The organism is Zhongshania aliphaticivorans (assembly GCF_902705855.1).
GTDB lineage: Bacteria > Pseudomonadota > Gammaproteobacteria > Pseudomonadales > Spongiibacteraceae > Spongiibacter > Spongiibacter aliphaticivorans_B.
This window is the reverse complement of sequence record NZ_CACSIJ010000013.1, coordinates 47,089-71,987: the sequence shown is the minus strand read 5'-3', so window position 1 is coordinate 71,987 and position 24,899 is coordinate 47,089. Positions and strand designations below refer to the sequence as shown.

Genomic DNA, 24,899 nt, shown 5'->3' with positions numbered 1-24,899 from the left:
ATCTGCAACGACTGTACCGCCGGTGGAAACACCGGTGGTACAGGTATCTATTGCCAACAACCACATCAGCTATATAATACTCCGCATGAAAGTACCCACTAGCATTACCAGTATCCGCGGACGTAAATCCGGCAAACAACCATTGCCCGAGGGCGAATATACCGTCGACGATCTCGCGCGCCGTGGCAATACCACCGTGCGCAATATCCGCGCTTATCAGGATCGGGGCATTCTCGCGCCTCCGGTTAAACGCGGAAGACTGGGGATTTACAACGACGACCACGCCGCACGGCTGGACATCATCAACAATTTGCTCGACCGCGGCTACACCATTGAGAATATTCGCGAACTGCTTGCCGCTTGGACAGATGGCCGCGATTTAGAAGATCTTCTTGGCTTAGAGCGGGCTATTACACAAGTATTCAATATCGAAAAGTCACGCGAGTACACCGCTACCGAACTTTTGAAAATGTTCGGCATCAAGGCCGCTCGTAAAAGTGTGATTGATGAAGCCGTTAAACTCGGACTACTAGAACGAAAGCGCAGTAAGTTTGTAGCACCTAGCCCCAAGTTAATTGAAGCCGGTGAACAACTGGTGAAGCTAGGAATGTCTTTTGAGGAAATCATCGAACTATTACGCCTGCTGCGTGGTAATGTTCAACGCGCAGCAGACGGTCTCGTCAAAGTCGCCGTTGATCGCTTTGATGAATTTGGAGATGAGCTTCCTCCACCTGAAACCCTCAATGAACTTTCCCGCCTTATTTGGGAACTCAAACCTGTCGCACACCAAGCTATTCGCGCAGAAGCAGAGCTAGCGTTAAATCGATCCCTACGAAACTTTCTCGGAGATCGCCTTTCTGCAGTGATAGATCATTTACACGAGTAGTAGTCATGTATGGCTACTCTAAAATGCTAAGAAAGACCTCAAAAATCCATCACAGAATAAGACCAAACAGCTAACACCTAACCAGCAAACTCAGCCGCCACATTAACGCACCAAACTCACTTGCAAAACAACAGCTAACTCTGCGGAGAATTTCTCACTCCGCGTGCGCCTGTACAATTGCGACCCGCCAAAAAGCTATGCGCGCACTTAAAATTCTCCCGATGCACGCATAGCCTCTTCTCGGCTGCCGCTAGGTGCTAGCAACATTCGGTTGTTGGGTAGCACGGTATGCCGGCGAACTATTTAAGTAAGCTAATGCCCGCTCTGTCGATCCCTCATTTAACGGGTGATATAAAGGAGAAAGAAAAGGTAACTCTTTCATAAATAACCACGCCGGGTGTGGCAAATGTCCCGTCTTAGAGACTTTCGCCCACTCCCGCCACAACCAAGGGCGGAACGCACTAGGTTTCTTCTTAGCGAAGCGCGGGTCTTGCTTCATGATATGAGCCGCACCGTCTGCCCAAATCATAAAGATCAAGGGGAAAGAAATTGATGCTAGGTAGTAGCGAGAAAGATATCCGCCCCCCAGATGCCGATACAAATCAAAAGCGACACAGCGGTGCTCAACTTCTTCCGCTCCATGCCAACGCAATAGATCTAGCAACATTTCGTCTGCGCCTGCTTCATCCCACTTCTTGTTGTCCATCGCATACATACCAAGCACACACGTCATATGCTCAATAGCGGCAATAATTCCCAACCGAAATACCAACCATCTCCTCTCTAAAAACTTAGGCACCTTGCGACCATAGGGATTGTCAGCGAGAGTAACCGTAAACAACTTCTCCATAAAGTCGGTGTTGCGCGCAGTTTCAATCCCATGTCCCTTGAGGTATTTCTCAATGGCGCCATCGTGTGCGCGCGCGTGCATTGCTTCTTGGCGCACAAATGCTTGCACGTCTTCGCGTAATTTATCATCGGTGATCAAGGGTAAGGCTTGATTGTAAAGTCGGCAGAACCAAAACTCACCTGCTGGCAGAATCAAATTAAGTTCATTAATAAAGTGGCTAGCAAACGGTTGATCAGGTATCCACTCGAGCTGGGTCTTAGACCAGTCAAACTCTACTCGTCGCGGTGTCACGGAATGGGGAGTGGAAGATCCTTTTTTGCGTGGAAACTTCCAAGCTTTACGCGACGCTGATTCAGACTGCTCTTTCATTGTTATATTCATTGTCAATTTTCTCCCGTTATCCTGCTAAGTCATAACGCGCTATACGACGTGCTAATTTTGGCGCAAAACGCCCCAACCAATTCAATCCGTAAGCCTCTGCCCCTACCAATACTTCATCGCGACTGCCATCAATGGCATTGAGAATACCGCGAGCAACTGCCTTGGGACTTAAATTGCGACGTGCATAAAGCGCTGAAGCACGGGCACGCTTTTGATTTTCTCCCGCTTCATCTTGCCCAACAAAGTTAGACCGATCTGTGATGCCGCTATTAACAATACCGGGACAAACTGTAATCACGCGTATACCTGAATCGGCGAGATCTGCACGCATACAATCTGACAGCATGCGCACGGCGGCTTTAGTAGTGGAGTAAGCTGTCATGGTGCGAGTAGGCGTAAAAGCTGCTGCCGAGGCGACATTGACAATGGTAGCCGTCCTCCCAGCCTTAGCCATTTTCTGCCCAAACAGGCGCGATCCGTGAATAACACTCCAAAGATTAACGCCCAGTATCTTCTCCCAGTCCTTGGTACTGGTTTCCAAAAACGGTCCTGCCATGCCGATGCCGGCGTTATTGACCAGAATAGACGGGCAGTCCTTATTTTCCTCCAGCGCCGCGTCGAAGGCCTCCCACGCCGCTGCATCGCTAACATCCATGACATGCGCTTGTGCATTGGCGCCCAATAACTGCGCCAATTCAATACTGCGATCAAGCGCAATTGGATCTATATCTATACCAATAACGTCGGCACCCTGCTCAGCTAACGCCAACAATGTTTCGCGGCCAATACCATTGCCCGCACCCGTAACAACAGCCAATTTCCCAGAGTATTTTTTACGGGGGCCGCCGACCTGAAGGCGCCTAAGCGCGACCGGCGCCTCGCTATCATCTTCACCAGATGCTATAAAATCGACAAAACGGCTAACTCGATCTGCAACCAATTGGGGATGACTAAGCTGCAGCCAATGACCGGCATCTACATTTTCTCTCCAAAGTCGCGACACCCATTTGTGTAAATCATCTAGCAATTCAACTGTAACGAATTTGTCTCGCTCGGGCACAATCAACTGCACGGGTACGGTAGTATGTTTTTCCTGCGGTGCAGTGAGCCGCTGACTCATATTTGCGCGGTACAGCCGCACGCCTATAACACCGTCTTTACGCTGACTAGGATTAGGAAGAGCTTCAACACCCCCTTCCACACGCGCTATAAGGCTGGGCCACAGCTTATCTAAACCTGTATTCCACAATGCTGGCGCGAACCCCGGAAAATGAAATGCCCCGATATACCAAGAGTGTACAAGTTGATTAACAACTTTATTGTATTCACTGGATTTACCGCTCTTAAGACGCTGCCCAATCCAATAACCGGTATGATCCAATGAGGGCCCAGAAATACTCGTATATGAGGCTATTCTGCTAGCCATCTCTGGATCAGTTACCGACTCCCAGCTCTGAATTGAACCCCAGTCGTGGGCAACAAGATGAACAGCATTATCTGGACTTACTTCGTTGATTACCGCGCGAAAATCTCCCGCGAGGTGCTCTAGTGAATACGCTTTAGTATGTTTAGGCGCATCAGATTCACCAGCACCGCGCACGTCGTAAACCACAACATGAAAGCGCTTTGCCAATAATTTCGCCGTAGCGTCCCAAACATGACTAGAATCTGGATAGCCGTGAACCATGACAATCGTAGGCTGAGCTTCTGGATTCCACTCTCGAACATGAAGATTGACGCCATTAACCGTGATAGTGCGTTTAATTTCATTCATGCTACTTTCTCCATAGGCCAAATACCGCGAGACTGCCAACGGCGCACATGCGGTACATCGTCATCCAGCCAATACGCGTCTGTTTCGGTAACAACAAGCAACTCCTCCCATTTTGCACCTGTGCCGCGGAAGCCTAAATGAGGCTCCACCGCCCACAAACCTGGTGTCGGGGCGTGATCCGCTCGCTTACCGCTGTTCCAGATCGGAGAATCACCACCACTTAACATGTCCCAGCCACTCGTCGCCAACTCACGGATATTTCTCAATCCAAAATGGGCCAGATTAATATGACTCTGCTTACCATCATCTTTAAGAAGCTCAACCCGATGAGCAAGCGTTTCAAAGGGATAGGCCTTATGACGCGGTTCATAACCATGACGAGCACAAAGTGAATCAACCGCGCGGCTGATATCTGCCAACGGTAGGCGCTGCCGCACTTGATCTAGCAGCAATACTCGATACTCGAGTAAGTCATCCATTAACCGGTCTAAAAGCTTATTCTCACCAACTACTCCACAGTAGCCGATGTCAGCCGTGTAACCATGTCGGCTAGGTGCGCAATCGAGGATATAAGGCATGCCTTCTTCGAGACGACGATTGCTCGGGTAAAACGCAGGATTGAAACCACCCAGATGCTTGAAGCCAATAAATCCGTCAAAGGCAGTTCTATCATCAAACCACGCGAAAGGTTTGTGAAACCAGTCGTCCACACCGTGATCCATTAGCCAGGATTCCATTTTCTTCGCGACGTCCTTTTCACTTACTCCAGGCTGAAGGTCAGCGGCAATCGCCTCAGCACAGTCATAGGCAAGCCGCTGAATATCACGAAACCCCGTTAGATCTTCATTTGAGAGAGTACTCATAATGTTATTCTTCTACTGATTAATGTTACATCACTAAATGTAACAATATAGGCGAAACGATGCAATAGGAAGACCGCCGCCTTTTCTAAGGCAATCTCACGGCATGCCCAGCGACACTTAGAAAGCACGGAACGCCTCTAAAACACCGGCCACGAAGACGCCCTACCAAGCTCTATCGAGCAAAGGCAGAAAGCAAGCAGTACGGGTTTATACGCAATCTAGAAGGGTAAATAGATAAACAATGCGCTCAGCAAATAGCCCAAGCCGTAGTCGCTCTTATCGATCAACTTTTCAGTAGTTTGCTATACGTACAACGGGGGTAGCCAAAAAATTCGGCCGATATCAAAGGCCTATAATAGGTAATTTAGACTTGATCAGTATCAATCACCTCCCTTGCTACTCGCATCGCTGACAACGCAGCCGGATATCCGCAATAGGCTGCCGCATGCATGATAATTTCACGAAGCTCATCTGGACTCACGCCATTATTCAAGGCTCCACGCACATGCCCCTTTAATTCACCGTGTGCTTGCTGCGCGATTAACATCGACACTGTCACCATACTGCGGGTCTTACGATCCAATCCCTCGCGGGCCCACACACCACCCCAAGCATGCTCCATCGCAGCCTCCTGCAGTGGCATATCAAAGGCCGTCGCATTCCGCAAAGACCTATCAACATGGTCGCTACCCATTACTTCACGACGAATAATTTCGCCCGCTTTTTGATCCTCAATACTCATAAGATTCCTCTAATAATGCTGCTACTAAATCAATATGCAGGGTGGATGGCGACCGCATTAGCCCAGTTAAGAAAATACCTCAGTCGGTAGCCCCCTCGCGACAAGCCGCCGATAGAACCTGCGCAGTAAACCATCCTAAATTTACACTCAAAAACTTACGTTGACGTTAACGTAAGGTGTGAAGTAGCATAATGCCATTATTTAAAATCTCGGACAACGCCTTATGTCTAATCGCAGTTATAGCATTACGGATTTAGCCACTGACTTTGACATCACCACCCGCACTATTCGGTTTTACGAAGAAAAAGGCTTGCTCAATCCCGAGCGCAATGGCCAAACCCGTATTTATAGCGCCGCCGACCGAATCAAACTAAAGCTGATTCTACGCGGCAAGCGATTGGGGCTGTCACTTGAAGACAGCAAAGACATTATCGAGATGTACCACCCCGAGCACGATAACAGCCCTCAGATCATGAAATTAATAGACAAAATTCGCGAGCGCCGACGTTTAATAAAAGAACAATTACGACAACAGCTACAAGATCTCAACGACATGCTATCTGAACTAGACCAAGCAGAAGAACGCTGTGTTGAAGCTCTTGAGGACATGCAAAGAAAAGCCCAGTAAAACGGCATAAGCCGCGCATACAAATTAAATAAACAAAACACAGGTGATTTCCATGAGTTCTAGCTACCCCTCTCTTAATTTTGGCCTTGGCGAAGAAATCGACATGTTGCGCGACGCCACCTACCAATTTGCGCAGGCCGAGATAGCCCCCCGCGCCGAAAGCATCGACAAAGATAATGCCTTCCCAATGGATTTATGGCGCAAAATGGGCGACATGGGACTGCTTGGTATTACCGTTAGCGAAGAGTTTGGCGGCAGCGACATGGGCTATTTGGCCCACGTTATTGCCATGGAAGAAATCAGCCGCGCCTCCGCCTCGGTGGGCCTGTCCTACGGCGCGCACTCCAATCTGTGTGTTAACCAGATTTATAAAAACGGCAACCAAGCCCAAAAAGAAAAATACCTACCCAAACTGTGCTCTGGCGAACACATTGGCGCCTTGGCGATGTCTGAGCCCAATGCCGGTTCCGACGTGGTTAGTATGAAACTGAAAGCCGACAAACAGGGCGATCACTATGTGCTTAACGGCAATAAAATGTGGATCACCAACGGTCCCGACGCCAACACCTACGTGATTTATGCCAAGACCGATATCAATGCCGGCCCGCGTGGCATGACGGCATTCATAGTAGAGCGCGACTACCCCGGCTTTAGCCGCTCACCCAAGCTCGACAAACTCGGTATGCGCGGCTCCAACACCTGCGAACTCGTGTTTGATAACTGCAAAGTGCCCGCAGAAAACATTCTTGGCAAGGAAGGCGAAGGCGTTAAAGTTTTAATGAGTGGTCTGGACTTTGAGCGCACGGTTTTGTCTGGCGGCCCTACTGGCATTATGCAGGCCTGCATGGACGTGGTGGTGCCCTATTTACACGACCGCAAACAGTTTGGCCAAAGCATTGGTGAATTCCAGCTGATGCAGGGCAAGCTCGCCGATATGTATACCGAACTCAATGCCAGCCGCGCCTATTTATACGCGGTAGCCCGCGCCTGTGATCGCGGCGAAGCCAGCCGCAAAGATGCCGCAGGGGTAATTCTTTACGCAGCCGAAAAAGCCACACAAATGGCGCTACAAGCCATTCAAACTCTCGGCGGCAATGGCTACACCAATGAATTTCCCACTGGCCGTTTACTGCGCGACGCCAAACTCTATGAAATTGGCGCCGGCACCTCAGAGATTCGCCGCATGTTAATCGGCCGCGAACTGTTTAAAGAGACTGTATAAATCTAGCCACTGCGATTTTAAATACGGGCCACCCTAAAAACAAAAACACGGTGTGGTGGCCTTAACAAAACACGTTCTCGCCCTAGCGAGAATATGAATAACAGTATTTTGACCCATATAAAACGAAATACAGGCAGCCACCATGACCGTACTGAAATCGACAATTAATCCCCGCGATGCCGGTTTTCTCGAAAACACCGAGCACATGCAAGCGCAGGTCGACGACCTCAAAAACATTGTGACCAAAATCAGCCGCGGCGGCGGTGAAAAATCTCAGCGCCGCCATACCGAGCGCGGCAAGTTACTGCCAAGGGAAAGAATCAGTGCTCTTGTCGATGTCGGCACGCCCTTTCTAGAATTATCGCAATTAGCTGCTTACGAAGTTTACGAAGAAGAACTCGCCGCGGCGGGCATCATTACCGGCATTGGCCGCGTCTGCGGGCAGGAATGCATGATTATCGCCAACGACGCCACAGTTAAAGGCGGCAGCTATTTCCCCCTTACAGTGAAAAAGCATTTACGCGCCCAAAGCATCGCCCAAGAAAACGTCTTACCCTGTATTTATTTGGTCGACTCAGGCGGCGCAAATCTACCCCGCCAAGACGACGTATTCCCAGACCGCGAACACTTTGGCCGCTTCTTTTTTAATCAGGCCAATATGTCGGCCATGGGCATTCCTCAAATCGCGGTGGTCATGGGCAGTTGCACGGCGGGTGGCGCTTACATTCCGGCGATGGCCGACGAATCCATTATAGTGCACGAACAAGGCACCATCTTTCTTGCCGGCCCGCCACTGGTAAAAGCCGCCACAGGTGAAGTGGTTAGTGCCGAAGATCTCGGCGGCGCCGATGTTCACTGCCGCACCTCAGGGGTTGCCGATCACTACGCCCAAAACGATCACCACGCGCTGCAATTGGCGCGCAATGCCGTAAAACGTTTAAATCGCCGCAAACCAATTGAACTCGACATTGCGCCCAGCGAAGAACCCGCCTACCCCGCCAAAGACATTTACGGCATTGTGCCTAAAGACAGTCGCAAACCCTATGACGTGCGCGAAATTATCGCTCGCATTGTGGATGCCTCTGACTTTGACGAATTCAAAGCCCTGTACGGCACCACGTTAATCTGTGGCTTTGCCCGCATATTTGGCTACCCGGTGGGTATTATCGCCAATAACGGCATACTATTTTCTGAATCTGCGCAGAAAGGCACGCATTTTATTGAGCTGTGTGCCCAACGCAAAATTCCCCTGATTTTCTTGCAGAACATCACCGGCTTTATGGTCGGCCAGCAATACGAAGCAGGCGGCATTGCCAAGCACGGCGCCAAAATGGTAATGGCAGTTGCCTGTGCCAAAGTGCCCAAGCTTACCGTACTTATTGGCGGCTCCTTTGGCGCCGGCAACTACGGTATGTGCGGCCGCGCCTACGACCCGCGCTTTATGTTTATGTGGCCCAATGCGCGCATCTCGGTAATGGGTGGTGAGCAAGCCGCTGGCGTTATGGCGCAAATAAAACGCGACCAATATGAGCGCGACGATAAAGACTGGCCCGCCGAGGAAGAAAAAGCCTTTAAGCAGCCAATTCTCGACACCTACGAAAAGCAGGGCCACCCGTATTACGCCTCGGCGCGGCTTTGGGACGACGGTGTTATCGACCCCGCCGACACCCGCATGGTGTTGGGCTTGAGCTTGTCTGCCAGCTTAAACAAGCCAATTGAAGACACAAAATTTGGCGTATTCAGAATGTAGTGCCTTGAGCTTTCAACACAAGTTACTCAGCACACTTTTCTAGCACTGAATACTGGCTTATTAAATAATACGGAAGCGCAAGCATGTTTACTAAAATTCTGATTGCCAACCGCGGAGAAATCGCCTGCCGCATTATCAAAACTGCACGCCGCATGGGTGTCCGCACCGTGGCGGTTTACAGCGACGCCGACCGCAACGCCCTGCATGTCAGCATGGCCGACGAAGCCATCCATATTGGCGGCTCCGCAGCGCGAGACTCTTACTTAGATATTGATAAAGTCATCGCCGCCGCAATAAAAACCGGCGCACAGGCCATCCACCCCGGCTATGGATTTTTATCAGAAAACGCGGCCTTTTGCCGTCGCTGCGCCGCTGAAAATATTGTTTTTATCGGCCCGCCCACCCCCGCAATCGAGGCCATGGGTTCTAAATCTGCCGCTAAGCAAATTATGGAAAAAGCCGGTGTACCACTGGTACCAGGCTATCATGGCGACGACCAAGATCCGGAAATAATCCGCAAAGCCGCCAACGACATGGGCTACCCGGTATTACTTAAAGCCACGGCTGGCGGCGGCGGTAAAGGCATGCGCCAAGTGTGGAGCGCCGAGGAGTTTGACACCGCCCTTGACGCCGCCAAGCGCGAAGCCATGAACGGCTTTGGCGACGACACCATGCTGGTTGAAAAATACCTTACCCAGCCCCGTCACATCGAAATTCAAGTGTTCTGCGACAGCCACGGCAATGCGGTGTATTTATTTGAGCGCGACTGCTCCATACAGCGCCGCCACCAAAAAGTAATTGAAGAGGCCCCCGCGCCCGGCATGAGCGAAACCCTGCGTGCCGAAATGGGTAACGCCGCAGTATGCGCTGCCCAAGCCATTGATTATGTTGGTGCTGGCACCGTGGAGTTTTTACTCGACGCCGACGGTAGTTTTTATTTCATGGAAATGAATACCCGTCTGCAGGTAGAACACCCCGTTACCGAAATGATTACCGGTTTAGACTTAGTGGAGTGGCAACTGCGGGTTGCCGCCGGCGACGTTCTGCCGCTTAAGCAAAATGAATTAACAATTAACGGCCACGCCATAGAAGTGCGGATTTACGCCGAAGACCCTAACAATGAATTTTTACCCCAAACCGGCAGCCTTCACTTTTTAGAAACCCCTGCGGAATCGGCCCATATCCGTATCGACACCGGCGTGATCGAAGGGGATGAAGTTAGTGTGTTTTACGACCCCATGATCGCCAAATTAATTGTGTGGGACACCGACCGCCAACACGCGCTGCGGCGTTTGGGTGGCGCCTTAAAGGAATACCGTTTAAATGGCGTCACCACAAATATCGACTTTCTGTACACGCTTTGCCAGCACCCCGCGTTTGCCCAAGCAGAATTTGACACGGGCTTTATCGGCAAGCATGAAGACCAGCTGCTCAATCGGGATATTCCCCAGCTTGGCGACAATCTCGCACTGGCCGCGCTCTATCTCATTTTAAAACAGAAACAGCTTATTGCCGCTCGCGCCTATAACAGCAGCGACGCCGGCTCACCATGGAATACCCCCCACAGCTGGCGTTTAAATCAACCCGCGCAGCATCACTTTGCGCTGCAATTTGGTGACGACGTCGTCTCGGTCTGCGCCACGGCTCTTGATACCGATCCCACCAGTTTCAATATTAAGCACGGCGAACAAGAATACACCGTTAGCGGTGAACTCAACGAGCGCGTATTACAGGCCGATATCGACGGCCACCGTCAGAGCGCCAGCTTTGCGGAGCACGACGGTAGCTTTAGTATGTACACCGCCGAGCGCGCCGTGCAATTTAATATAAAACGACCCGACTTAGGCGACAGCAGTGGCGACGCCTCTGAGAACCAATTGATCGCGCCGATGAATGGCACCATTGTCAGCCATCTATTAGCCGCGGGTAGCACCGTCAGCAAAGGTGACGCCCTGCTAATAATGGAAGCCATGAAGATGGAACACACTATTCGCGCCCCCGCCGACGGTATAGTGAAAGCGTTTTATTACCAAGCCGGCGAGCTGGTGAGCGGCGGTGCTGAATTAATTGAATTTGAGAAAGCCGAATGAGCTGCACCGAACTGCCCAGCCAAGTGCGCGTTGGGGAAGTTGGAATTCGTAACGGCCTGTAAAACGAGAAACAACTGATTGATTGACGCCGCAACACGTAGTTAATCGATTTACTCACCAACGCTGATATAAAAAACATTGAAGCCAGCAGTTTTGTAAATCCCGCGTAGGTGCCGCAAATGGCCGACACCGAGGACGTGTTCAAGCTGATAAAACGTCGTGACGATGTTCGCTACGTCGCCCTAGTGCCTCAGCTTCGAATACGCCCTAAAGGCACAAGCCAATGCGGTCGTTATTTTTGCTGCCGCTTCAGAAGCCTCTAACCCAAAAAACATCAATTGCTCAATAAACGAAAGTATCGACCACTTTAGCCCCATTATTTGCGTCACAAAGGCCGTCGGCATTCCAGTGAGAGGCTGCTATAAAGTGTCATTAGGTGGTCGCACCCCCGCCGTAATCAAACGTATGCTAGAAATCGGCCCATCGAAAAATTAGCGCGAAAATGTAATTCAAAAGCTGCACAAGCCTTCACAGTGTAATCGCACGTATGGTTTGGTGTAATTTCGAAAAAATTTTAATTCGGGTGACCTTGTCCACAGGCCGCACTCTCACGAAAGGTACTAATACCGGGTGCGTCATATTTGCGCTTCAGCTAAAAGAGGGGAATCATCCGAATAACACGATCAATACTAGGTTTTAAAAGCTTTTACTGTGGCCAAAGTACTTTGGCTCGAATTGAGCTGGTTGCTATGTTGAAGAAAGGTTAAATGAAGAAAAATTTGGCGGACGCATTGACACCCACCAAACAGTTTTACGCTTTAGTTACGTAAGTCGAAAATTCATAGTCGATATTTGAGAACGAGTACATTTTTGCAACACAATCGATTTAAGCACTCACGAGAATGACAGTTAAAGCAGTTGGGCAGAGAGTAATAAATTCCGCACTAGTTGCGTACGCTTAAAATCTAAACGCTTAATATAACTCTGGTATAAACATCTCCTTTGGTACCGGCTGACGAATGTAGTCCGCGTTATTTTCCCTTGCCGGTAATTCTATCAAGGGGCGCTTTACCTCTTGATACGGAATCTGGCTCAAAAGATGGCTGATGCAATTCAAGCGCGCTTTCTTTTTGTTAACAGCCTCAACCACCCACCACGGTGCTTCATCTATATGAGTACGAGCGAGCATTATTTCTTTAGCCTTGGTGTATTGCTCCCAGCGTCGGCGCGATTCTAAATCCATGGGACTCAGCTTCCACTGTTTTAAGGGGTCATGCACACGGCTCAAAAAACGCGAGTACTGCTCTTCGTCAGAAATTGAAAACCAATATTTAATGACCTGAATACCTGAACGAGACAGCATGCGCTCAAAGTCCGGTACGGTATGAAAGAATTCCTGATATTCATTATCGTCACAAAACCCCATCACCCACTCGACACCCGCACGGTTATACCAGCTGCGATCAAACAAGACGATTTCACCCGCCGCCGGTAAATGCGACACATAGCGTTGAAAATACCACTGCGTACGTTCGCGCTCATTCGGTGCAGGTAATGCAGCTATACGACAAATACGCGGGTTTAAGCGCTGGGTAATACGTTTGATGACGCCACCCTTGCCCGCCGCATCGCGTCCCTCAAATATCACCACAACCTTATGGCCACTATCAGCCACCCAGTCTTGCAGTTTTACCAGTTCGGTTTGTAGACGAAATAGCTCTTTAAAATATACTCGACGTGCCAGCTTACGCTCTTCTTGAACACTAGGGTCTACATTATTTGAGAACGTACCTTCGTCAAAATGATCCTCTAATTCCAGTTCTAACTCTTCATCGTAACTGTCGAGCAAATCGTCTTTAATTCGATCCATCACTAAGCGCTCATCTAAATTCATGCCCATTGCCCCACTGTTGATAGCCTTTCAACTAGCTTATTGAGTTTATGTGACAGTTTTATGCAAGACTGAAGAGGCATCACACAAAGTATAAAAATTCATTACACGCTAAAACTCCAACAACCCACTTCTTACGTAGAACGGCAATAAAACAAATATAGATAGATCTTTGCACGAGCGGGAATTTTGTTCTCTGGCAAGGAAAAATCGCACGGAATGAGGGAGTTTATACTCATAAATGACCGATTGAGTACGATTTTGACGCCGGCAGAGGGCAAAATAACTATCGTGCAAAGGTCTCATAGAGGTTCCTATGATCAAACAAATACGCCTGACAGCTTATGCCGCGACCACTTTATTAGCGGGCACCCAACTCATAGCGTGTAGCGCACCGCAGCTCGGTGCTAGTAAGGGACAATTTCAAGACTGCCCGTCGGCGCCGCATTGCGTGTCGAGCACTGAAAAAGACAGCGATAAATATATTGCACCGATAGCGGTTAACTCAGCGCAGGACTGGCAACGACTGCAGCAATTACTGCTGACCATGCCGCGCACTGAGGTAGCTGCACGCGATACCAACTACCTGCATGCGGTTAGCAGCACAGCGATTATGCGCTACAAAGATGACGTGGAATTACTGTATTCACCGACTCAGAACAAAGTCGATGTCCGCAGCTCGTCACGTATCGGCTACTACGATTTTGAAGTGAATCGCGAGCGTGTTGAAACCTTGCGCGCGCTGTTCACTGCTGACAAAAACGACTAGCTCTGCATTTGAAATTGCCGCGGCGTCATGCCGGTTTCACGTTTAAATGCGCGGCTAAACGCGCTTTGTTCTGAATAGCCTAGTAGCAAGGCAATCTCGCTTTGAGTGAGCCGCGCGTCGGCCAGGTATTCCTGAGCAAGCTGCATACGGATCTGCGACAGAACGTGTTTAAAAACCAGTCCTTGATCATTTAATCGGCGAAACAAAGTTCGCTCAGACATATTGAGCATAGCGGCCACCCCAGCAGAACCAGCTCGACCACTTTGTAAGCCACGCAATAACGCAGTGCGTAATGCTTGAATAAAACTCTCTTTTTGCGGCAATACGGCTATCGACGCCTGCGCTTGCCGCTCTAGCAGCGCCCGCAAACCGGGGTCACTATTACTAACCGGCAAACTCAAATACTCAGCAGGAAAATGCAGTGCAGTATGAGGCTGGGAAAAAAACACTGGCGAGCCGAAAGCCATTTCATAAACGTGGACATTTGCTGGCGACGCAAAGGTGAAATCAACCTGAACAGGCGCCAGTGCAGAATTACCGCTCATCAGCCGAATAAAATTCAATAAGCCTGCCAACAAGACCTCGTCAGACAAGCGAGTAGACGGACCATAATCACTGCTCCAAAACAGCGTCATTACTCCATCATCAAGGCGAATCGATGCCTTATCGCCATCATGTAAAAGACGCTGATACCTCTGGAACGCTGCCAAGGCGCCGGCGACGGTATCACTGGCCAAGGTGAGATAACCAATAACACCCAAATGGGACGAGCGCACCAACTCACCGAGTTCTAATCCCACATGACGATCAGGGAAGCGCGCCTGCAATTTATCTAGCAAGCCCCACCACTGCCCAAAGCTCATACGATTATTCGCGCTGAACGACTGCAACCCAGTGTATAGCTCGCAGTGGGTGTCGCCCTGCTTCTCCAAATAATCCCGCAGTAAACCCGCTAAATCGCCGCTCACCTGCAACTCTGCAAGCATAATTATTCCCCATTATTTATTCCCGTATCATTACGGCCATGGCAGTAAATGTCAAAAACTTGGCTTTGAAGGTCAATCCTAGCTTGTAATATCCCGCTAAGATGGCACTATCTGATTCATCCTTGTGAGGTATTCACGTGCAAGACGTACTCCACGCCCTATTCTTCGTCTCCGCCTTTGGCGCAGTTTTCCTTGCGGTCATCGGCGCGGAATATCTCTATATTCGTCGCAGTGGCAAAACTGGGGTTTACCACCCCCGCGAGACCGTAGCGAATTTAGCCGCAGGCTTCTCCTACAAAATAGTGGATGGCATCGCCGTCGCATTATTTATTCAAGCCTTTTACCTCTGGGTTTATCAGTACGGCCTGCAATGGAATCCCGGCGCGTCGGTACTCAGCGTATTAGCCTTAATCGTCTTCATTGATTTTTGCTTTTACATAAACCATTACATGATGCACAAGGTCCGCTGGTTCTGGAGCGGCCATATCACCCACCACTCATCGGAGCACATGAATTTTTCCACCGCCTTGCGACAAAACTTCACCTTTGCATTTTCTGGCAGCTGGGTGCTTTGGTGGATTCCCGCCGCGCTGGTCGGCTTCGACAAAAATTGGGTATTACTCGCTATAGAAGGCAATCTGGTCTATCAGTTCTTCTTGCACACAGAACAAATACGCAAGCTAGGTGTATTAGAAAAAGTCATGAACACGCCATCCCATCACCGCGTTCACCACGGCAGTAACGCCGCGCAGATTGATCGCAACTTTGGAGGAATTTTCATTTTCTGGGACAAGCTATTTGGTACATTTCGGGATGAAGATCATGCTGGCGAAATCAAATACGGTGTCACTCACATGCCCGCAAAGCCCTATAACCCCTTCTATTTACAGGTGCACGGCTGGGCAGAAATGGCCCAAGACGTTTGGCGCTATAAGGATTTACGTATTCTTTACAAACACCCTGAATGGGCAGATGAGCAGTACGGTGATCGCCAACAGGCGCAGATCGAATCACCGTCTGTAGAGAAAGTTTAGCGCAGAAAACCTACAGCAGTTATTTTTCTGCAGGCTCTGACCACACCGCAAATTCATTGCCGTTGGGGTCTGCGAAATGAAAACGGCGACCACCGGGGAAATCAAAAATTTCTTTCAAGATTGTGCCGCCAGACAACACAACTGTGTTCCGCGTTTCTTCAAGGGTCTCACTATAGAATACAACTAGGGCGCTGCCATTCGCGGTACTGGCAGACAAGTCGGCGCGATAAAATCCGCCATCTAAACCTTCATCAGCAAACGCGGTGTAATCTGGGCCGTAGTCAGTAAATGACCAACCGAAAGCCTTTGTAAAAAACGCTTTTACCGCTTCGATATCGGCGGCGGGTAATTCAATATAATTTATCTTTCCATGAATATTCATAAATAAACCTCCGCCTAATTCAGTATTTCGATAATTTCTAATGTAGCTTGTATTAATCGCAAGCGGCGGTCCTCGACCATAACAATAATATGACCGCGATCATCCACTGGCACAATAACACGACCATGAGCGTAAATATTAGGCTCTAGGCGATGACCAACCATCAACTTCTTTTGCCAGCCTGGGGGCAATTGCTGACCTTCAGCAACTTTTTTCTGCAAACCTCGCGGCAACTCACCATTGGGAGGCTTGGCGAACACACCAACGGTACCAAACAGCAATACAATCGCTAACATCACTATTGTCGTTTTCATTATTCGCCCTTAGTTTCAATTTATGTGTATAGCTTCCAATTCAATATGACCTTTTTACACGCTAAAAGTGCAATTGATTCTCGTTTGAGACCGAAAGTGATATGAACGATTGCTGCTGTCGCAGGCCACACGTAGTATTCGAAACTTATGTCGACTGAACCTCTCGAGTAGCCATGCGGAAAAACGATAAAAAATTAGACAATAGCATTCGAATACAGCTCACCGAAGTCTGTGACTACGCCTTAGACCACACTCAGGGATTTTTATGGCTGACTCACACCGTCGACTACAAGCGCTTTCCCAGCAGCCTAGCAATTCGCTGTGTATTCACCGCCGACTCGCTGGCCGCGGCTATTCAAGACACGCCGTTAAATCAATTGATCAAGGACAAATTAGGTGCCGCCGGTATCAACATACAAGTTACGCAGATTCAGTACACGCCAGAAAAAATTAACTAAGCCGTCAATTCGAAATAGACGCGAGAAGCACCCAACAATAAGCTGTAGAGAAATTATCAAACAACAACGATAATATAGAATTAACAACAATAATGAGGTTTTGAGATGCTACAACACTCCCCCATATTTACACCAATCATCGTTCTTATTTTATGGACTTTCGTGATGTTATTTTGGATGGCGCTGGTTCGTCTACCGATGATAGCAAAACTAAAATTAAAACCAGAAGCCGGTGAGCGCACTAGTGAACTTGCACTGAAACTACCAGCAAAAACCCAGTGGAAGGCAGACAACTACAATCACCTGCTAGAACAGCCCACAATTTTTTATGCAACTGCGTTTTTACTGGCGCTTATTGGCAGCGGAGACGGTCTTAATTTAACACTTGCGTGGATTTATGTGGGGGGGCGTATTTTACATAGCCTAGTACACGCAACCGTGAATAAGGTAATGCTACGATTTACCATCTTTTTGCTAACATCTATCGCCCTGCTCATTATGGCGATCAATGCAGCAATGATTATTTTAATGTAATTAAATCGTAACAAGTGGCATATCCCGTTTTAGCGATATGCCACTTCAATGTCATTTATAGTGCTTCGGTAATCATCGCATTAGTAATACGTACTGCGCGATGCGGTTGAAACTGGGGGCCGTTCAGCTGCTCTATTTTGCCACCATTATTTAAAAAATCATCGATCTGCCGAGAGATTTCAGCTCTAACATGCTGCTGATGTAAGTTGGAGTAAGTGCCATGTTGCTTAATATACCGATCCATATCACAACCCTTCTAGCTCATCTAATATTCGGAAGCCTTAGCGCATAGCGCTTTTCAGCACCACGAATGCTATACCTCGCAGATGACAAAATTAGGATGGTTTTATGACAAGTCAGCAACACCACAAAAATATCGAGCAGACACAAAAAAGGCCGCTTTCGCGACCTCCGTCAAAATAGCCAAACCTTATACCTCCGGCATCTCGTCTGCCATTTCCCGCAGCTTATTTTTAGCCACTTTTTCTAAGGTTGCGCGCGGAAAGTCCTCAACAAAATACACCGCACGGGGCACTTTAAAATCTGCAAGATTAGCTTTGCAGTGATCAATGATCGCCTGCCCAAAAGCGGCTTCGTCTTCTGGTGCTCCCCAGCCTTTGATTACAAATGCCACCGGCACCATGTCTAGCATGTCATGAGATTTTGCAACGATCGCGACTTCGCCCACACCGCCGCCCGGCACCTGCATGCAGACCTCTTCTACTTGGCGGGCTGAGACGTTCTCCCCGCCAACTTTGAGGGCGTCTTTGTCGCGGTCGGTAAAATAGAAATTACCTTCGTCGCCAACGCTGACCATATCTCCCGTCTTGAACCAGCCATTAGGTGTGAATGATTTGGCCATGGCCTCTTCGTTTTTATAATACTCAAGGAAGATATTTACGCCGCGCGTGCCCTGCACCCACAACTCACCAATTTCACCTTTTTTACACATCGCGCCAGTGTCTGGATTCACCACCGCCAAGTGGTAACCCGGTGTGGGTTTGCCGATAGAGCCCTGTGGCCAATCGCTAACAAAGTCTGATCGTGTGGCATGGGTAACCGTTTCCGTCATGCCCCAACTGGCAAAGGGCTTGGCCTTGAGCCAGCCTTCTATCTCTTTCCAAATAATGCCCATCGGCATCACTTTCAAGCTGTGCTTTTCCGGCACCGCTTGCATACCAATCGCTTTAAAGACAAAGGGAATCATTGAGCAGTGGCTGACTTGGTGTTTTTCAATAATTTCCCAAAACCGGCTTGCCGAAAACTTGGGCAACAACACCGCCGTCGCACCGACACCCAAAGATCCCCAAAATGCCCAGCTTTGGCAGTTAACATGGAAAAAGGGCAAAAAGCCCAAATACACGCTATCGGTATCCATGCCCATACTTTGCGAACCCATATTGCCAGACCACAAGGCATTGGCATGGGTATGCACTACCGCTTTAGGCAATGAGGTTGTACCTGAGGTAAACATAATGCCCGCTGGCAACATCGGTTCCGCTGGGCGCGCTGGCAGTGAAGCGGCATCGCCGTACAAGCTGCTGAACGCATCCGCGCCGTCAATTGATTCTTCAGCGACTTCGCCGGAATTATTATCGGTGCTCACAATCCATTTAAGACTGGTCGCACTTTTACGAACTTCTTCAAAAAATTTAGGCTGGGTAATCGCACCGACCGCTTCTGTGTGGCGGGCAAAATATTCAATTTCTCCGCCCACGCTACGGGTATTGGTAGTAACGCCCACCGCACCGATTTTGGCGCAGGCATACCACGCCAATACCATTTCTGGACAATTCTCAGCGTGAATCATTATCTTGTCGTGTTTGCGCACACCCTTGGCGTACAAACCCGCAGCGATTTTTCCGGTTTCGTCATCGAAGTCTTGGTAGCTCCAGCGGCGATCTTCTCCTGAGCGTGGCTCCCAAATCATAAAGGGATGATCGGGCTTGACCCGCGCCCAATGGCGCAGGCGCTGTGGAATATCCTGATCTGCAAAATCAAATTCAACGGCAGCCACCGCGATGTCCAAATCCGTACTCATAGCTCTTCCCCTGATTATCATTATGATGTTTAAAGCGCGCCGCCTAGATGACAGATGTAAGGGCAGCGTTAACAGTATGAATATGATCATAGCCAAGCTAAGCCCCACCCTCTATGACATTTCCACTCATTTGGGGTGGCATTGAGTGTTTCGGTCAGTCCTTGCCGTCGCCGCCGGCGGTGCCTGTCAGCGTGCTTAGATTCTGTTAGAATGGCGCGCTTATACGCAGGCCCACGCCTCGACTCCTTAGACCCAATATACAAAAGCCGAAATCAGCCCCTATGACAGCACTCTCTCCTACCCTGCAGCTCGCTTGTGACCTCATTGAACGGCCTTCAGTTACTCCCGCCGATGCCGATTGTCAGGCCATGATGATGGCGCGTTTAGAGAAGATTGGCTTCCAATGCCAGTCACTGCGTTTTGGCGATGTTGACAACTTTTGGGCGGTCCACGGCAGCAGCGGCCCGATATTCTGTTTTGCCGGCCATACCGATGTGGTACCTACCGGCCCCGCCGCCAATTGGCAAACCCAACCCTTTGAAGCCGTCATTCAAGACGGTATGTTGCGCGGGCGCGGCGCGGCAGATATGAAGGGCAGCCTGGCGGCTATGATTACCGCCTGCGAGAATTTTGTTGCAGCCCACCCCGACCACAGTGGCCGCATCGCCTTTTTAATTACCAGTGACGAAGAAGGCCCCGCCATTAATGGCACCGTCAAAGTCGTGGAGTGGTTAGAGCAGCAAAACGAAAAAATCACCTGGTGCTTAGTCGGTGAACCCTCGTCAACAGATAGCGTAGGTGACGTGATCAAAAATGGTCGCCGTGGCTCTCTAGGCGCAGTCATGACAGTGCGTGGCATACAAGGTCACGTCGCCTATCCGCATTTGGCAAACAACCCTATTCACGCCGCTGCGCCGGCACTGGCGGCACTGGCGGCTGAAGTATGGGACGAGGGGAACGACTTCTTTCCCGCAACCTCCTTCCAAATCTCTAATATCAATGGCGGTACCGGCGCAACAAATGTGATTCCCGGTGAGCTAGAGGTGGTGTTTAACTTTCGCTTTTCCACCGAATTAACTGCCGACATATTAAAAGCCCGCACCCAAGCCATACTCGATAAACACGAACTCGATTGCAGTATTGAATGGAATTTAAGTGGTCAGCCCTTTTTAACCGCCGAGGGCCCACTGGTAGAAGCCGCGCAAGCCGCAATTAAAGCGGTAACGGGCACTGACACAATTTTATCTACCGCAGGTGGCACCTCTGATGGTCGCTTTATTGCCCCCACCGGCGCCCAGGTTGTAGAGCTTGGGCCGGTTAACGCCACCATTCACAAAGTAGATGAATGCGTTAAAGCCGAGGATTTAGATAAATTGTCGCTGATGTACGAAGGGATACTGAAAGAACTACTGGCCTAAGCGCGCTATTTAGCGAAGGCCTTTAGAGGATAAATATCAAAGCGCACCGCCTTACCCGCAACCGATAACTGCGGTTTGCGCTCGGCTAAATACGGTGCTTTTGGCGGGCGCTTGACCACCACACGGTGGCGGGCGCGCTGCAAGGCCAAATCCAGCAACGCATCACTGTCTTCATCTAAGCCCACCAAAGAATGGAATAAGCGCATTTCTTTTTTCACCAGCGCCGACTTTCCCGACACCGGAAACATCGGATCTAAATACACCACATCGGGACAGGCTTCCTCTGCCAAGTTCGCCAGATAATCCATCGCACTGCCTTCGTGCAAACGCATTCGTCGCGCAATCTCAACGCACTCGTAAGACCCTTCGGCGCGACGTAAACCATCGGCCAGCAAGGCAGCCACCACCGGCATACGCTCACACAGCGTGACGGTGCAGCCATAACTCGCCATTAAAAAACTATCGCGGCCAAGACCTGCTGTTGCGTCTACGACGCTGGCACGGTTGCGACTGCCGCCCACTGCCTTTATTAATAACTCTTTGCCCGGATGACGGTTGCGCAGCGCCAATTCGAAATCCACCGCCACAGGGTGTTCCCGATTCACCGGCGGCAGGCCGACAACCAAGCGTTCGCCATCAAAAAACACATGCACTTGATCTGCCTGTTCGCTCCAATCATCAACCAAGCGCAGACCCAGCCTTTGCGCTAAATCTGCGCTGCTGCTGGCGGTATTCAAGACAAGAGGGATTGACGATGCGGTCACAAAAATTCTGTCTGCAATGAGTAAGGGCATGATGTTAGGATATTTAGCGCGGCGCGAACAGCCGCCAAGGCCTTTTCCTACAAAGATAGCAGGCGAAGATAATATCCATACCAGCTATAATCCACGCCATATTACAACGACGGCAGCCCCATGAAATTATTGATCCGCAATTTAAACCGCACCACCACCGAAGCAGAGCTTTTAGATCTGTTTGAAGAATTCGGCAGTGTGCAGTCACTTACCTTAGTCAGAGACGAAGACGCGAATCTGTCCAAGGGTTTTGGCTTTGTGAACATGCCCAAGGCCGGTGAAGCAAAAGTCGCCATGCAAAATCTGAACGGCAAGATCATTGCCGGCTTTAAAATTCGCGTTAAGAAAGCAGAGCCTACCGTAGAGTCAACTACCAGTGATGACGTAGAAGCTAGCGATGACGATGAAGTCTAAAGACTCGACGCCGCCCGCCGCTGCTGTAAATTCAGGTTCAAGTTCCGGCTCTAAAGATCCACTACACGGTCTGACGCTAGAGATGGTAATCACTCGGCTGGAAGCCCAGTTCGGCTGGGAAGAGCTGGGACGCCGTATAAAAATTAAATGCTTTACCGACGACCCCAGCGTGTCATCTAGCCTTAAATTTTTGCGCCGCACACCGTGGGCGCGGCAAAAAGTAGAAGCGCTGTATATTCGCAGCCAACGCCCCGCTCGCAAGTCTTAAGTATTACGCGCTAATCGCGGCGGTATCTGCAACTGCCGCCAGCGTCACCGGCACACCGTTTAACACCGCGTTACCAGACAGCGCATCGATATGCATTTCGTCAGTGAGATCGTTCACGCTCACACCGGCATGATCCTGCGCGGTTTGCCATTGCGTACCGCTAAGCTTGTGCCCCCAGCCGTGGGGAATACTAATCACCCCCGCCATCATTTCATCGCTGAGTTGAGCCGCCAATTCAACACTACCCACCCGTGAACTCACCCTCACTAAATCGCCATCGGCAATAGCCAGCGCCTGTGCATCTAGCGGGTTTATCAGAGCGGTACAGCGAGATTTTCCTTTTACCAAGCGGTGACTATTGTGCAGCCAAGAATTATTACTGCGCACATCGCGGCGGCCAATAAGTAAGAACTTATCTGGCGCAGTGTCTTGATTAAAGAATTTAGCATCCACCCGCGCCAAATCACTTAGAAAGAACTCCGCCTCTAAATGAATTTTCCGGTCGCGATGATATAAGCCCTTTGGCAAGGCGGGTTTTAGTGCACCCAAATCAACACCGTGTGGCGTCTTCTTCAGCTTAGTCAAAGATAAACCTTTAAAGGGATTTAAGCCGCCGCCATACGGCCCCTGCCGTAAAAGTAAGGTGAGCAGGCCTGATGGCCCAGCACGTCGCATTAATTGGCGGCCGAGCTTTTCTTTAAAGTCTCGCGCTGGCTGCAGGCGATCTCGCAAGCTCAACAGAATTTCCCAATCGTGCCGGGCATTCGCCTTGCGCGGAAATAATGCTTTGGCGTAGCGGGCATTATTTCGCACCGCCAAGACATTAAATATCACATCGTAATGTTCACGCTCTAAGGGGCTCACCGGCGGCAAGATAAAGTCGGCATGACGGCTACTTTCATTAATGTAAAAGTCGACAGCAACCAGTAAATCTAAGCCCTTAAACGCCCGATCCAATTGCTCACCATTGGGCGTAGACAGCACTGGATTGCCGGCCATCAGCAGCATGCCCTTAATCTGTCCGTCTCCCGGTGTGCTTATTTCTTCCGCTAACACCGCAACCGGCAACTCACCATTAAACTCCGGCAAGCCCCGTACGCGACTATGAAAGCGGCCCATATTTCCCTTGCCGCTTTGAGCCAAAATATCGACTGCAGGTTTAGTGAACATTAGGCCGCCAACACTATCCAGACGACCAGTGAGAATATTAAACAACATGATGAGATACTGACTAAGGGTGCCGAATTCCTGCACTGACACCCCCAAACGTCCATACATGACCGGCGCTTTTGCCGCGCAGAAATCTCGAACCAAGCCACGAATCACCTCTGCAGACATCCCCGTTAGCGGCGCCACTTTTTCTGGGCTATACGCGCTGAATTTATCGACCAAACTCATTGGGCCTTGGTCTAAATACTTAGCCACATTTGCCGTGTTGACTAGCCCCTCTTCAAACAGCACATGCAGCATTGCCAGCAAGACTAAAACATCTGTACCGGGCCGCACAAAATGATGCGCGTCGGCAAGCTCCGCCGTCGCGGTGCGGCGAGGATCAACCACCACGACTTTACCGCGCGTGCGAACATCTTTGAGTCGTTGCTTAACATCGGCCACACTCATAATGCTGCCATTCGAGGCCAGCGGGTTGGCGCCGAAGATCAGAAAGTGATCGGTGTTATCTATATCGGGTACTGGAATTTTCAACTGATGGCCAAACAACTTCCACGACACAATATGATGGGGAAGCTGATCTACCGAGGTGGCCGAAAACTTATTCTTGGTTTTTAAGGCCCGCAGCAGCCCGCCGCTCATTAACAGTGAGCCGGTGTTATGCACATTGGGGTTGCCTAGGTATGCACCCAAGGAATCATTGCCGTGCTCAGCCTGCAGCGCTTTAATACGTGCCGCGACCTTGTCGAAAGCCTCTTTCCAGCTCAGTTCACGCCATTCACCGTTTACCTTTTCCATTGGCACACGAATGCGGTCTGGGTCTTCGTATAAATCTTTTAAGGCTAGGGCTTTGGGGCAGATGTGGCCGCGACTAAAGCTGTCCTCGGCATCGCCCTTAATACTGGTGATCTGTTCATTTTCGACGGTAATTTCAACGCCGCACATGGCTTCACATAGATTACATGTGCGGTAATGCTGCGTATTGAGACTCATACTGACTCCCTCGACATAGACCCATTATTATCATTTTAGGCAGCGCTATCTGCGCCGGAATTAGATCGATGCTATCACTGATCACATCGCATTGCTGCCAATAGCAGCCACAATTTCTCTATGCCCTACTAACAAATCCAACGAGCAGCTATTTGAATTGCACTAAAAACAAAGAGCACCCCATTACTTTTTTCAGAGCAAAAAAAAACCGGAGCCACTTAGCTCCGGTTTTTAAAGGCTCGCCGCA

The 24,899-nt window shown here is 49.8% G+C and carries 24 protein-coding genes; 12 read left to right on the top strand and 12 right to left on the bottom strand.

The window, feature by feature from the left end; all coding sequences use genetic code 11:
- Positions 1-34 precede the first annotated feature (34 nt).
- Positions 35-886, top strand: a complete 852-nt coding sequence (locus tag GVJ32_RS09985; protein WP_159239918.1) for a MerR family transcriptional regulator — start codon at positions 35-37, stop codon at positions 884-886.
- A 250-nt stretch (positions 887-1,136) separates the two neighbouring features.
- Here GVJ32_RS09985 and GVJ32_RS09980 read toward each other — a convergent pair whose 3' ends face one another.
- The 4 genes from GVJ32_RS09980 to GVJ32_RS09965 all read right to left on the bottom strand — a co-directional run bounded on the left by GVJ32_RS09980 (position 1,137) and on the right by GVJ32_RS09965 (position 5,496).
- Positions 1,137-2,117, bottom strand: coding sequence for a metal-dependent hydrolase (locus GVJ32_RS09980; RefSeq protein ID WP_200841400.1), 981 nt, complete (start codon positions 2,115-2,117; stop codon positions 1,137-1,139).
- Positions 2,118-2,133: 16 nt separating this feature from the next.
- Positions 2,134-3,891, bottom strand: coding sequence for an SDR family oxidoreductase (locus GVJ32_RS09975; RefSeq protein WP_159239917.1), 1,758 nt, complete (start codon positions 3,889-3,891; stop codon positions 2,134-2,136).
- Complete coding sequence (locus GVJ32_RS09970) at positions 3,888-4,754, bottom strand: M24 family metallopeptidase (protein ID WP_159239916.1); 867 nt, start codon at positions 4,752-4,754, stop codon at positions 3,888-3,890. Before GVJ32_RS09970 ends, GVJ32_RS09975 begins: the two co-directional genes overlap by 4 nt.
- A gap of 364 nt (positions 4,755-5,118) precedes the next feature.
- Positions 5,119-5,496 (bottom strand): carboxymuconolactone decarboxylase family protein, encoded by a 378-nt coding sequence (locus tag GVJ32_RS09965; protein WP_159239915.1) that lies wholly within the window; start codon positions 5,494-5,496, stop codon positions 5,119-5,121.
- A gap of 223 nt (positions 5,497-5,719) precedes the next feature.
- Between GVJ32_RS09965 and GVJ32_RS09960 the strand changes: the two genes are divergently transcribed.
- From GVJ32_RS09960 to GVJ32_RS09945, 4 genes are all read left to right on the top strand, one after another.
- On the top strand, positions 5,720-6,124 hold the full coding sequence (locus tag GVJ32_RS09960) for a MerR family transcriptional regulator (RefSeq protein ID WP_159239914.1): 405 nt from the start codon (positions 5,720-5,722) through the stop codon (positions 6,122-6,124).
- A 52-nt stretch (positions 6,125-6,176) separates the two neighbouring features.
- Entirely contained in the window at positions 6,177-7,346 is a 1,170-nt protein-coding gene (locus tag GVJ32_RS09955; protein WP_159239913.1) for an isovaleryl-CoA dehydrogenase, read from the top strand.
- Between the two features lie 142 nt (positions 7,347-7,488).
- A complete protein-coding gene (locus GVJ32_RS09950; protein ID WP_159239912.1) occupies positions 7,489-9,096 on the top strand; it encodes a carboxyl transferase domain-containing protein in 1,608 nt (535 codons plus the stop codon).
- Between the two features lie 83 nt (positions 9,097-9,179).
- A complete protein-coding gene (locus tag GVJ32_RS09945; RefSeq protein ID WP_159239911.1) occupies positions 9,180-11,186 on the top strand; it encodes an acetyl-CoA carboxylase biotin carboxylase subunit in 2,007 nt (668 codons plus the stop codon).
- Positions 11,187-12,159: 973 nt separating this feature from the next.
- Here GVJ32_RS09945 and ppk2 read toward each other — a convergent pair.
- Entirely contained in the window at positions 12,160-13,080 is a 921-nt protein-coding gene (gene ppk2, locus GVJ32_RS09940) for a polyphosphate kinase 2 (RefSeq protein WP_159239910.1), read from the bottom strand.
- Positions 13,081-13,393: 313 nt separating this feature from the next.
- On the opposite strand from ppk2, the gene GVJ32_RS09935 reads away from it, so the two are divergent.
- Complete coding sequence (locus GVJ32_RS09935; RefSeq protein WP_159239909.1) at positions 13,394-13,846, top strand: DUF1499 domain-containing protein; 453 nt, start codon at positions 13,394-13,396, stop codon at positions 13,844-13,846.
- Here the strand turns inward: GVJ32_RS09935 and GVJ32_RS09930 are convergent.
- A complete protein-coding gene (locus GVJ32_RS09930) occupies positions 13,843-14,832 on the bottom strand; it encodes an AraC family transcriptional regulator (protein ID WP_159239908.1) in 990 nt (329 codons plus the stop codon). The two genes, GVJ32_RS09935 and GVJ32_RS09930, sit on opposite strands and share 4 nt — an antisense overlap.
- A 137-nt stretch (positions 14,833-14,969) precedes the next feature.
- On the opposite strand from GVJ32_RS09930, the gene GVJ32_RS09925 reads away from it, so the two are divergent.
- Entirely contained in the window at positions 14,970-15,866 is an 897-nt protein-coding gene (locus GVJ32_RS09925) for a sterol desaturase family protein (RefSeq protein WP_159239907.1), read from the top strand.
- Between the two features lie 19 nt (positions 15,867-15,885).
- On the opposite strand, the gene GVJ32_RS09920 is transcribed toward GVJ32_RS09925, so the two are convergent.
- Positions 15,886-16,248, bottom strand: a complete 363-nt coding sequence (locus GVJ32_RS09920; protein WP_159239906.1) for a VOC family protein — start codon at positions 16,246-16,248, stop codon at positions 15,886-15,888.
- A 14-nt stretch (positions 16,249-16,262) separates the two neighbouring features.
- The gene (locus GVJ32_RS09915; RefSeq protein WP_159239905.1) at positions 16,263-16,562 is read right to left on the bottom strand and encodes a hypothetical protein; all 300 of its coding nucleotides are present in this window, start codon (positions 16,560-16,562) and stop codon (positions 16,263-16,265) included.
- A gap of 173 nt (positions 16,563-16,735) precedes the next feature.
- Here GVJ32_RS09915 and GVJ32_RS09910 point away from each other — a divergent pair, with 173 nt between their 5' ends.
- Both GVJ32_RS09910 and GVJ32_RS09905 read left to right on the top strand, forming a co-directional pair.
- The gene (locus GVJ32_RS09910) at positions 16,736-17,020 is read left to right on the top strand and encodes a hypothetical protein (protein ID WP_159239904.1); all 285 of its coding nucleotides are present in this window, start codon (positions 16,736-16,738) and stop codon (positions 17,018-17,020) included.
- A 105-nt stretch (positions 17,021-17,125) separates the two neighbouring features.
- Positions 17,126-17,554, top strand: a complete 429-nt coding sequence (locus GVJ32_RS09905) for an MAPEG family protein (RefSeq protein ID WP_159239903.1) — start codon at positions 17,126-17,128, stop codon at positions 17,552-17,554.
- Between the two features lie 55 nt (positions 17,555-17,609).
- Here the strand turns inward: GVJ32_RS09905 and GVJ32_RS09900 are convergent, their stop codons facing one another.
- Positions 17,610-17,798, bottom strand: coding sequence for a hypothetical protein (locus GVJ32_RS09900; protein ID WP_159239902.1), 189 nt, complete (start codon positions 17,796-17,798; stop codon positions 17,610-17,612).
- 186 nt (positions 17,799-17,984) lie between these two features.
- Positions 17,985-19,595: a class I adenylate-forming enzyme family protein gene (locus GVJ32_RS09895; protein ID WP_159239901.1), complete on the bottom strand. Its 1,611-nt coding sequence runs from the start codon at positions 19,593-19,595 to the stop codon at positions 17,985-17,987.
- 281 nt (positions 19,596-19,876) lie between these two features.
- Here GVJ32_RS09895 and dapE point away from each other — a divergent pair, with 281 nt between their 5' ends.
- Complete coding sequence (dapE, locus tag GVJ32_RS09890) at positions 19,877-21,013, top strand: succinyl-diaminopimelate desuccinylase (RefSeq protein ID WP_159239900.1); 1,137 nt, start codon at positions 19,877-19,879, stop codon at positions 21,011-21,013.
- Between the two features lie 5 nt (positions 21,014-21,018).
- Here dapE and GVJ32_RS09885 read toward each other — a convergent pair whose 3' ends face one another.
- Positions 21,019-21,777, bottom strand: a complete 759-nt coding sequence (locus tag GVJ32_RS09885) for a class I SAM-dependent methyltransferase (protein WP_200841398.1) — start codon at positions 21,775-21,777, stop codon at positions 21,019-21,021.
- 150 nt (positions 21,778-21,927) lie between these two features.
- Between GVJ32_RS09885 and GVJ32_RS09880 the strand changes: the two genes are divergently transcribed.
- Together GVJ32_RS09880 and GVJ32_RS09875 are read left to right on the top strand one after the other, a co-directional pair.
- On the top strand, positions 21,928-22,221 hold the full coding sequence (locus tag GVJ32_RS09880) for an RNA recognition motif domain-containing protein (protein WP_159239898.1): 294 nt from the start codon (positions 21,928-21,930) through the stop codon (positions 22,219-22,221).
- Positions 22,205-22,489 carry a VF530 family DNA-binding protein gene (locus GVJ32_RS09875; RefSeq protein WP_235035108.1) on the top strand — a complete coding sequence of 95 codons (285 nt, stop codon included), beginning with the start codon at positions 22,205-22,207 and terminating at the stop codon, positions 22,487-22,489. Before GVJ32_RS09880 ends, GVJ32_RS09875 begins: the two co-directional genes overlap by 17 nt.
- A 3-nt stretch (positions 22,490-22,492) precedes the next feature.
- On the opposite strand, the gene GVJ32_RS09870 is transcribed toward GVJ32_RS09875, so the two are convergent.
- Positions 22,493-24,652: a molybdopterin oxidoreductase family protein gene (locus GVJ32_RS09870; RefSeq protein ID WP_159239897.1), complete on the bottom strand. Its 2,160-nt coding sequence runs from the start codon at positions 24,650-24,652 to the stop codon at positions 22,493-22,495.
- Positions 24,653-24,899 lie beyond the last annotated feature (247 nt).

Coding starts and splice junctions, on each gene's coding strand:
- GVJ32_RS09980 (WP_200841400.1), bottom strand. CDS start 2,117: ATGAATATAACAATGAAAGAGCAGTCTGAATCAGCGTCGCGTAAAGCT.
- GVJ32_RS09975 (WP_159239917.1), bottom strand. CDS start 3,891: ATGAATGAAATTAAACGCACTATCACGGTTAATGGCGTCAATCTTCAT.
- GVJ32_RS09970 (WP_159239916.1), bottom strand. CDS start 4,754: ATGAGTACTCTCTCAAATGAAGATCTAACGGGGTTTCGTGATATTCAG.
- GVJ32_RS09965 (WP_159239915.1), bottom strand. CDS start 5,496: ATGAGTATTGAGGATCAAAAAGCGGGCGAAATTATTCGTCGTGAAGTA.
- GVJ32_RS09960 (WP_159239914.1), top strand. CDS start 5,720: ATGTCTAATCGCAGTTATAGCATTACGGATTTAGCCACTGACTTTGAC.
- GVJ32_RS09955 (WP_159239913.1), top strand. CDS start 6,177: ATGAGTTCTAGCTACCCCTCTCTTAATTTTGGCCTTGGCGAAGAAATC.
- GVJ32_RS09950 (WP_159239912.1), top strand. CDS start 7,489: ATGACCGTACTGAAATCGACAATTAATCCCCGCGATGCCGGTTTTCTC.
- GVJ32_RS09945 (WP_159239911.1), top strand. CDS start 9,180: ATGTTTACTAAAATTCTGATTGCCAACCGCGGAGAAATCGCCTGCCGC.
- ppk2 (WP_159239910.1), bottom strand. CDS start 13,080: ATGAATTTAGATGAGCGCTTAGTGATGGATCGAATTAAAGACGATTTG.
- GVJ32_RS09935 (WP_159239909.1), top strand. CDS start 13,394: ATGATCAAACAAATACGCCTGACAGCTTATGCCGCGACCACTTTATTA.
- GVJ32_RS09930 (WP_159239908.1), bottom strand. CDS start 14,832: ATGCTTGCAGAGTTGCAGGTGAGCGGCGATTTAGCGGGTTTACTGCGG.
- GVJ32_RS09920 (WP_159239906.1), bottom strand. CDS start 16,248: ATGAATATTCATGGAAAGATAAATTATATTGAATTACCCGCCGCCGAT.
- GVJ32_RS09915 (WP_159239905.1), bottom strand. CDS start 16,562: ATGAAAACGACAATAGTGATGTTAGCGATTGTATTGCTGTTTGGTACC.
- GVJ32_RS09910 (WP_159239904.1), top strand. CDS start 16,736: ATGCGGAAAAACGATAAAAAATTAGACAATAGCATTCGAATACAGCTC.
- GVJ32_RS09905 (WP_159239903.1), top strand. CDS start 17,126: ATGCTACAACACTCCCCCATATTTACACCAATCATCGTTCTTATTTTA.
- GVJ32_RS09900 (WP_159239902.1), bottom strand. CDS start 17,798: ATGGATCGGTATATTAAGCAACATGGCACTTACTCCAACTTACATCAG.
- GVJ32_RS09895 (WP_159239901.1), bottom strand. CDS start 19,595: ATGAGTACGGATTTGGACATCGCGGTGGCTGCCGTTGAATTTGATTTT.
- dapE (WP_159239900.1), top strand. CDS start 19,877: ATGACAGCACTCTCTCCTACCCTGCAGCTCGCTTGTGACCTCATTGAA.
- GVJ32_RS09880 (WP_159239898.1), top strand. CDS start 21,928: ATGAAATTATTGATCCGCAATTTAAACCGCACCACCACCGAAGCAGAG.
- GVJ32_RS09875 (WP_235035108.1), top strand. CDS start 22,205: ATGACGATGAAGTCTAAAGACTCGACGCCGCCCGCCGCTGCTGTAAAT.
- GVJ32_RS09870 (WP_159239897.1), bottom strand. CDS start 24,652: ATGAGTCTCAATACGCAGCATTACCGCACATGTAATCTATGTGAAGCC.